The organism is Tenacibaculum sp. L6 (assembly GCF_028823685.1).
Taxonomy (GTDB): domain Bacteria; phylum Bacteroidota; class Bacteroidia; order Flavobacteriales; family Flavobacteriaceae; genus Polaribacter.
Map to the genome: position 1 here is coordinate 1 of NZ_JAPEHZ010000083.1, position 7,500 is coordinate 7,500.

Below are 7,500 nucleotides of genomic sequence, written 5' to 3' on the forward strand. Positions count from 1 at the left end.
GGTTTTGGGTGAAAGACCGGGTTCGAACCGGCGACCTCCGGAACCACAATCCGGCGCTCTAACCAGCTGAGCTACAATCACCATGTAACTTGCGGGTGCAAATATACAAGCTTTTTACATTGTGACAAAACTTTTTTTTAAATTAATTTACTAAAATTTTCAATTGCCACATAACGTTCTGATGTAAAGCCTTCTGCATAATCAACCCCTATTAACCTACCAAGGTCTCTTGCTCTATATTCTATACTATCAGTAAAGTTTTTACTAGTTATTGGTGTTTCTGGCTCGTCGCTTTTCGGATCATAAAACTGAGATGAATATGCCATAACAGAAGCTATTTTCTTATCCATAAAACCAGTTACGTTAACTACAAAGTCTGGTTCTATATTTTTCCATTGAATATAATGGTACACTTGTTTTGGACGCCATTTTTCTTGCTGCTCTCCGTCCAATACTGTTTCTATCTTTAATAATCCGCTTAAAAAACAAGCATCCGATACTAACTGACTTCCTTTTGGATGATCAATATGACGGTCATCAATAGCATTACATAATACTATTTCCGGTTGATACTTTCGTATCATTTTAATGATTTCTAATTGATGCTCTTTATCATTTCTGAAAAAACCATCAGCAAAACCTAGGTTTTCACGTACTGAAACTCCAAGGATTTCAGCAGCATTTGCAGCTTCTTTATCACGTAATTCAGCGGAACCTCTTGTTCCTAATTCTCCTCGAGTTAAATCGACTATTCCTACTTTTTTTCCTAACGAAATTTCTTTGGCTATAGTAGCTGCACATCCTAATTCTACATCATCAGGATGCGCGCCAAAAGCTAATATATCTAGTTTCATTTTTTATCTATTTAATGAGATTTTTGACGAAAAATAATACCCATTATCTAATTTATAAATTGAACAATCAAAAGTATCTTTTTTCACTTTATTTAAAACCTTGAATTCCTCAATCACATCATAAGAATTTTCAACATTATAATTAAATTCTTTTAAGTATAGAATTCTAAAGTTACTAGTATCAATCTTGTTTTTAAAACTCTTAACAAGATCTTTATTAATTTTAAGAATATAATTCCTCCAAGTTACTTTGCTATTTTTACAAATAGTACTTTGTTGTTCCTTTATACTTCCCCAAACCAAATTATATATTGAATCAGACAAAACTAAAGGATCTTGACTTAAATATTGTTCATGTTTTTCATTTCTTTTTACAGTATCAATTTCTACTTCTTCTTCTTTAAAATATTCTTCTTCATTAAATTCTTGATGAACTTCATAATAAATAACAGTATCTTGATTTTTCTTCCCTAATAATATTACATCTTCCCCAGGAGACCATTTGTATCCATTATCATACAAAACATCACATGTTATATTTTTATCAATCACAAATGGAAGATTGGAAAGTTTTTTCTTTTTACAAGAATAAAAAACCAAAAGAAGTATTAAAGTTTTTAAAATATTCTTCATCATATTTTTCTAGCTAATTTACTAAATGAAATTTACACTTGAATTGTTTTCCATTTTCCTTTTTTAAAGAGCCAAACGCCCACAATAGCAATTAAAACTTCTGCTAATGTTATAGCTGTAAACACTCCTACAGGGCCGAAATTTAAAGTAATTGCCATTATATACGCAAACGGTAATTGAAATAACCAAAAACATACAAAGTTAACATAGGTAGGTGTTTTCGTATCTCCCGAACCATTAAATGATTGAATAACTACCATACCATATGCATACGCAATATATCCTGCTGCGATAATTTGTAAACATAAAGCTCCATTTTCTACCACCAAGGTATTCTCTGAGAACCATCCTAAAAAAGTTGGTGCAAAGAATATATAAACCAATGATACAGACCCCATAAAATATGCACAGTATTTACTGGTTATCCAAACTGATTTTTCTGCTCTTTCGGGTTGCTTTGCTCCTAAATTTTGACCAACTAAAGTTGCAGCTGCATTACTCATTCCCCAAGCAGGCATAAGTGTAAACATCATTACTCTAATAGCAATTGTGTAACCTGCTAGTACTTCACTACCAAACTCTGACATAATTCGCATTAAAAATACCCAACTAGAAGTTCCTATAATGAACTGCCCTATTCCTCCTAATGATACTTTTATTAAGTTTACCATTACAGCAATTCGTATTACTAAGTCTTTTGCTACTAATTTTATTTTACCTGCTCCAAAAAATAGCACTAATAACTGTGTTATTACTGCGGTACCTCTACCAATAGTTGTTGCTATGGCTGCCCCTTCTACACCATAAGCTGGTATTGGTCCTAATCCGAAAATAAAAATAGGATCTAAAATAATATTTAATCCATTAGATAAAATCAATGTCCACATGGCTATGGATGCATTTCCTGCTCCTCTGAAAATTGCATTGATTAAAAAGAGTAACATCACCGTTATGTTTCCTCCTAAAAGTACTTGAGTATATCTATACCCTTCTTCTATTAAATCAGGTTCGCCACCCATTAATTCGAGGATTTCTTTAGGATACAAAATCCCCACAATACTAATCAGAATTGAAATAAAGATTCCTAAAAATATTACTTGTACAGCTGTTTGATTTGCTCCTTCATTATCTTTTTCTCCTGTTCTTCGAGCAACTAAAGCTGTTGCTGCCATACTTAAACCAATAGCTACTGCATACACCAAGGTTAGTACCGATTCTGTTAATCCTACAGTAGCTACTGCATTTACGCTAACTCTAGAAACGTAAATAATATCTACCAAAGCAAAAATAGACTCCATTAGCATTTCTAATATCATGGGAATTGCTAATAAAAAAACTGCTTTACGAATGCTTCCTTGCGTAAAATCTTGTTGTCTACCTAAAATGGCATCTTTAAAAAGAGAAAATATAGTTTGTTTTGAAGTTTGATTGTTTTCAGTCATTGTTAAATTTTTAAAATAAGAAATATCTCTTAAGAAATTCTTAAGAGGTAACTATTTGTTGCTCAAGCAACCGTGCTATTTATGCGACTTATACAATCATAATGAAACAAATATGCGAAAATATTTTTAATTAAATTCAATATCTTCGTACTATGATTAAGGTTGTCATTATAGGAGGTGGTAATGTAGCTACACATTTAGCCAATGCTTTTAGCAAAGCTAATGATGTATCATTGGTACAAGTTTATGCTCGAAATATTAAACAGATAGAGCATTTAAAAGACGTTACTTCCATCACAAATAGCATAGAGTTATTAAAAGAAGCTGATGTGTATATCATAGCGGTTTCTGATGATGCTATCAGTCATGTTTCAAGTACAATTGAAAATAAAAACAGCTTAGTTGTACATACTTCTGGTAGTGTTGCAATGCAGTCGCTACAAAATGCTGGTCGTAAAGGTATTTTTTACTTATTACAGAGTTTTTCTAAAGATAAAGAAGTGAATTTTGATGAAATTCCATTTTGCTTAGAAGCTGAAAATGAGCAAGACTCGATACTTTTAGAAACTTTAGCTAAAACTATTGGAAAAAAAATATACCACATCAATTCAGAGCAACGAAAACGATTGCATGTTGCTGCTGTTTTTGTAAACAACTTTACCAACCATATGTATAAAATTGGAGCAGATATTTGTGATGAATATCAAGTTCCGTTTGAAATCTTATATCCTTTAATACAAGAAACTGCCGAAAAGATTACAAAACTAAATCCTGAAGCAGCACAAACTGGTCCTGCAAAGAGAAATGACCAAAAAACTATTCAAAACCATTTAGCGTTATTGAATACCGAGCAACAAGAAATTTATAAACTTATTACAAAATCAATCCAACAGAATGGAAAAAAGCTATAAAGAATACCTGCCTCAAATAGATACATTTATTTTTGATGTAGATGGTGTTTTAACAAACGGAATTGTTACTGTTTTTCCTGATGGACAGTTAGTTCGTCAAATGAACATCAAAGACGGATACGCTTTAAAAGCTGCTGTAAAAGCTGGTTTTAGAGTTTGTATTATTTCTGGAGGAAAAAACGAAGGTGTACGTACTCGCTTAGAAGATTTAGGTATAACCGATATTTACTTAGGTGCTCATAATAAAATAAAACAATTCAACGAATTGGTTGAAAAGTACAAATTAAATCCAGAAAATGTGATGTACATGGGTGATGATATACCTGATTACCCTGTAATGAAACTCGTAGGAATGCCGGCTTGCCCAAATGATGCAGCACGTGAAATTCAACAAATTTCTAAATACATTTCTGATAAAACAGGAGGTAATGGTTGTGCTCGCGACATTATTGAGCAAGTTCTACGCGTACAAGGAAAATGGGACAGCAAATTTGACGCTCAATACGATTAATTGGAATACTTTTTGAAAACGATATACTATTAAAACTTTTAGATTATGAAAAAAATACTTTTTGCTTTATTATTTACAACCGTTAGCTTATCGATGAGCGCACAAACTATTTTCGGAAAATGGGAAAACCGTGACGAAGAAACTAACAAAGTAGACTCTGTTATTGAAGTATATGAAAAAGACGGAAAAGCTTACGCTAAAATTGTTGAAATAACAGATAAAAACCGTCAAAAAGCTGTTTGTGATAAATGTAGCGGCTACAGAAAAAACAATCCTATTTTAGGAATGAATATTTTAACAGGATTATCTAAAGATGGTGATGAATGGAGTGGTGGAAAAATCTTGGATCCTAAAAATGGTAAGGAATATAAATGCTACATAAAACTAGACGGAAAAAACAAACTTAAAATTAGAGGTTATGTTGGTTTTTCTGCCTTTGGTAGAACAGCTTACTGGCATAGAAAGCAATAACAATATTCTCATTATAAAAAAGCTTCTCTAGCAAATTTGCTAGAGCTTTTTTTATTATTACAACGTTTACTTCTAACCTATTTTTAAAGAAGTCATACTTAAAGACCCCGCTAATAACTTATCATTAAAAAGCTGAACTTCTTCTTTTTTTTGTTGTAACCCTAAACTATATATTAAAGGTAAATAATGATCTGGAGTTGGAATTGCAAGCTGAAAAGCTTTTGATTGTTTCGTATAATCTATTAAAGGTTGATAATTTCCTTCTAATAAATATTTATTAACCGTTGCTCTTGCTTCAATAGCCCAATCATATCCGTAATTATCTTTATCAAAATTCTTCCAGTCAACCAATCGTAAATTATGAACAATGTTTCCGCTACCAATAATCAACACTCCTTTTTGCCTTAAAGAAGTAAGTTGTTTTGCCAATTCAAAATGGTAATTAGCACCTTTGGTGTAATCAATACTTAATTGAATTACGGGCACATCTGCCTTTGGAAATAAATATTTCAATACGGTCCAAGCACCATGATCTAGTCCCCAATGTTCATCTAACTCAACAAAATTAGGATGTAATAACTGTTTTGTTTCCTTAGCTAATTCTGGGCTTCCGCTAGCAGGATATTGCTGTTCAAATAACTCTTGAGGAAAACCACCAAAATCGTGAATAGTTTTAGGCATTTCCATCGCAGTTACTTTGGTTCCTTTAGTAAACCAATGTGCCGAAATACATATAATAGCTTTAGGTTTAGGTAGTGTTTTTGAAATATTTTTAAACCCTAAAGTAAATTCGTTTTCTTCAATAGCATTCATAGGACTACCATGTCCTAAAAACAACACTGGCATTGTCTGAGAAACTGGTAAACTATCTGATAACTTTTTTAATCCGCTTAATGATCCCATACTCAAATTTACTGATGCTAACCCTAGTAATTATAAAAACGCAGATCGTTTCATAAGGGTATACTTGTTTATTTATATTATTTAAACATATCCCAAACTTTAATTCGGGATATGTATGCAGTCTATATTGAATTTAAAAAACTAAATCAACTACTAGATCAAATTCGTCGTAAATTGCTTTATCCTTTAAACCATCAAAAAAGCTTGTAGAACCGTATTTTACATCATATTCAGCTCTATCTACCTTTAGTGAAGCTGTTGCTTTTTTACCATATACTGAAATTTCAAAAGTTACATGATTGGTTTTGTTTTTAATAGTTAAATCAGCAGTTACTTCATAAGAGTTTTTCCCTTTTGATTTTACCTTAGTAAATACCAAAGTTGAAGTTGGGTGATTCTTTACACCAAAAAAATCATCCGATTTTAAATGCCCTTCTAACTTCTTTTGGTAATCTCCTGATAAATCTGTTACCGCAATAGAAGTCATATCTATAGTAAACTCTCCTCCTACTAATTTATCGTCTTCAAAGTTTAATGTGCCCGATTGTAAATTAACTGTTCCTTCATGAGAACCTGTTACCTTATACCCTTTCCAAACGACTTTACTTTCTTTGGTATTTACTTCTTTTACATCTTTAATAATGGTGGTGAATGATAATGTTGTTAATGCGATTAACATAAACACTAATGGATTTTTTAAATTTTTCATTGTTTCTGGTTTTTATTATTGTAAAATTAAATCTGCATATTGTTTTGAGTTTATCTGTATCTCTTCTAATTCTGGATTGTCATTTGCCCCATAAAACACATGTGGTTGTAACATTTCTAGTCCGCAAAATTGAAACGAAACTGTTACTGATTTTAATAGGTCTTCTAAAGATACGAAACTATTATAGGTTTCTTCAGTACCTCCTGTTGATACTGATAGACGAAATTTTTTCCCTTTTAACTTATCTCCTCCAGGACCAAAAGCCCAACCATAGGTTAAAACTTCATCCATCCATTTTTTTAATAAAAAAGGTGTATTGAACCAGTGTAACGGAAATTGAATAATAATACTATCATGATTTAATAGTAATTCTTGTTCTTTTTCTACGTCTATATTTAAATCTGGATACTCATTATATAGTTGATGAATAGTTACTTTATCATTGTACTGTTCTAGCTCGTTTATCCAAGACTTGTTAACTTTTGATTCGTCAATATTTGGATGTGTTACAATTACTAAGTGTTTCATTATTTTATATTTACTTGTTTTAACACTACAAAAATATGTATATTTGGTATACAAAAGTAACTACTATACCTTAGTATACCAGTATACAAAAGTATACCTATTAAATACAACATGGAAACAAGTACTCAAATAGAAGAGCTTAAAAGATGCTCTGTTCAATATGTATTAGCTTTAAGAGATACTCTAAACGTAATAAGTGGAAAATGGAAGCTATCTATTATTGGAAGCCTTTTATATAGAAAAATGCGTTTCAAAGAACTACAACGAAATATAGGAAAGATTTCTCCAAGAATGTTGTCTAAAGAGTTAAAAGATCTAGAAGCTAACGGAATTATCAAACGCACCATTTACGATACAACTCCTGTTACTGTAGAATATGAATTAACAGAATCTGGAATGCGTTTACAAACTGCTTTGGATGTTATGGTTACTTGGGGTATTGAACATCGTGAAATGACATTGAAATAAATAGAAGCTTTAGAGTTAGTTTCTATAATTTGCTTTCATAGCCATTGTAAAATCTACCTGTATACCTATT

At 31.5% G+C, this 7,500-nt stretch carries 10 protein-coding genes and 1 tRNA gene; 4 read left to right on the forward strand and 7 right to left on the reverse strand.

The window, feature by feature from the left end:
* Nucleotides 1-6: 6 nt before the first annotated feature.
* The 4 genes from OU788_RS11190 to OU788_RS11205 form a co-directional block, all read right to left on the reverse strand.
* Nucleotides 7-82, reverse strand: a tRNA-His gene (locus OU788_RS11190).
* Between the two features lie 55 nt (nucleotides 83-137).
* Nucleotides 138-854: a bacillithiol biosynthesis deacetylase BshB1 gene (bshB1, locus tag OU788_RS11195; protein ID WP_274635246.1), complete on the reverse strand. Its 717-nt coding sequence runs from the start codon at nucleotides 852-854 to the stop codon at nucleotides 138-140.
* Between the two features lie 3 nt (nucleotides 855-857).
* Entirely contained in the window at nucleotides 858-1,490 is a 633-nt protein-coding gene (locus tag OU788_RS11200; RefSeq protein ID WP_274635247.1) for a hypothetical protein, read from the reverse strand.
* Nucleotides 1,491-1,519: 29 nt separating this feature from the next.
* The gene (locus tag OU788_RS11205) at nucleotides 1,520-2,929 is read right to left on the reverse strand and encodes an MATE family efflux transporter (RefSeq protein ID WP_274635248.1); all 1,410 of its coding nucleotides are present in this window, start codon (nucleotides 2,927-2,929) and stop codon (nucleotides 1,520-1,522) included.
* 152 nt (nucleotides 2,930-3,081) lie between these two features.
* Between OU788_RS11205 and OU788_RS11210 the strand changes: the two genes are divergently transcribed.
* Genes OU788_RS11210 through OU788_RS11220 form a run of 3 tightly spaced genes read left to right on the forward strand, consistent with a single transcriptional unit; the run spans nucleotide 3,082 to nucleotide 4,822 of the window.
* Entirely contained in the window at nucleotides 3,082-3,840 is a 759-nt protein-coding gene (locus tag OU788_RS11210) for a Rossmann-like and DUF2520 domain-containing protein (protein WP_274635249.1), read from the forward strand.
* A complete protein-coding gene (locus OU788_RS11215; protein ID WP_274635250.1) occupies nucleotides 3,824-4,351 on the forward strand; it encodes a KdsC family phosphatase in 528 nt (175 codons plus the stop codon). Before OU788_RS11210 ends, OU788_RS11215 begins: the two co-directional genes overlap by 17 nt.
* A gap of 45 nt (nucleotides 4,352-4,396) precedes the next feature.
* Entirely contained in the window at nucleotides 4,397-4,822 is a 426-nt protein-coding gene (locus OU788_RS11220; RefSeq protein WP_274635251.1) for a DUF2147 domain-containing protein, read from the forward strand.
* Between the two features lie 72 nt (nucleotides 4,823-4,894).
* Here OU788_RS11220 and ygiD read toward each other — a convergent pair whose 3' ends face one another.
* The 3 genes from ygiD to OU788_RS11235 form a co-directional block, all read right to left on the reverse strand.
* Nucleotides 4,895-5,725: a 4,5-DOPA-extradiol-dioxygenase gene (gene ygiD / locus OU788_RS11225; protein ID WP_274635252.1), complete on the reverse strand. Its 831-nt coding sequence runs from the start codon at nucleotides 5,723-5,725 to the stop codon at nucleotides 4,895-4,897.
* Between the two features lie 133 nt (nucleotides 5,726-5,858).
* Nucleotides 5,859-6,434 (reverse strand): YceI family protein, encoded by a 576-nt coding sequence (locus tag OU788_RS11230; protein WP_274635253.1) that lies wholly within the window; start codon nucleotides 6,432-6,434, stop codon nucleotides 5,859-5,861.
* Between the two features lie 15 nt (nucleotides 6,435-6,449).
* Nucleotides 6,450-6,962, reverse strand: coding sequence for an NAD(P)H-dependent oxidoreductase (locus tag OU788_RS11235; protein WP_274635254.1), 513 nt, complete (start codon nucleotides 6,960-6,962; stop codon nucleotides 6,450-6,452).
* 111 nt (nucleotides 6,963-7,073) lie between these two features.
* Between OU788_RS11235 and OU788_RS11240 the strand changes: the two genes are divergently transcribed.
* The gene (locus OU788_RS11240; RefSeq protein ID WP_274635255.1) at nucleotides 7,074-7,430 is read left to right on the forward strand and encodes a winged helix-turn-helix transcriptional regulator; all 357 of its coding nucleotides are present in this window, start codon (nucleotides 7,074-7,076) and stop codon (nucleotides 7,428-7,430) included.
* Nucleotides 7,431-7,500 lie beyond the last annotated feature (70 nt).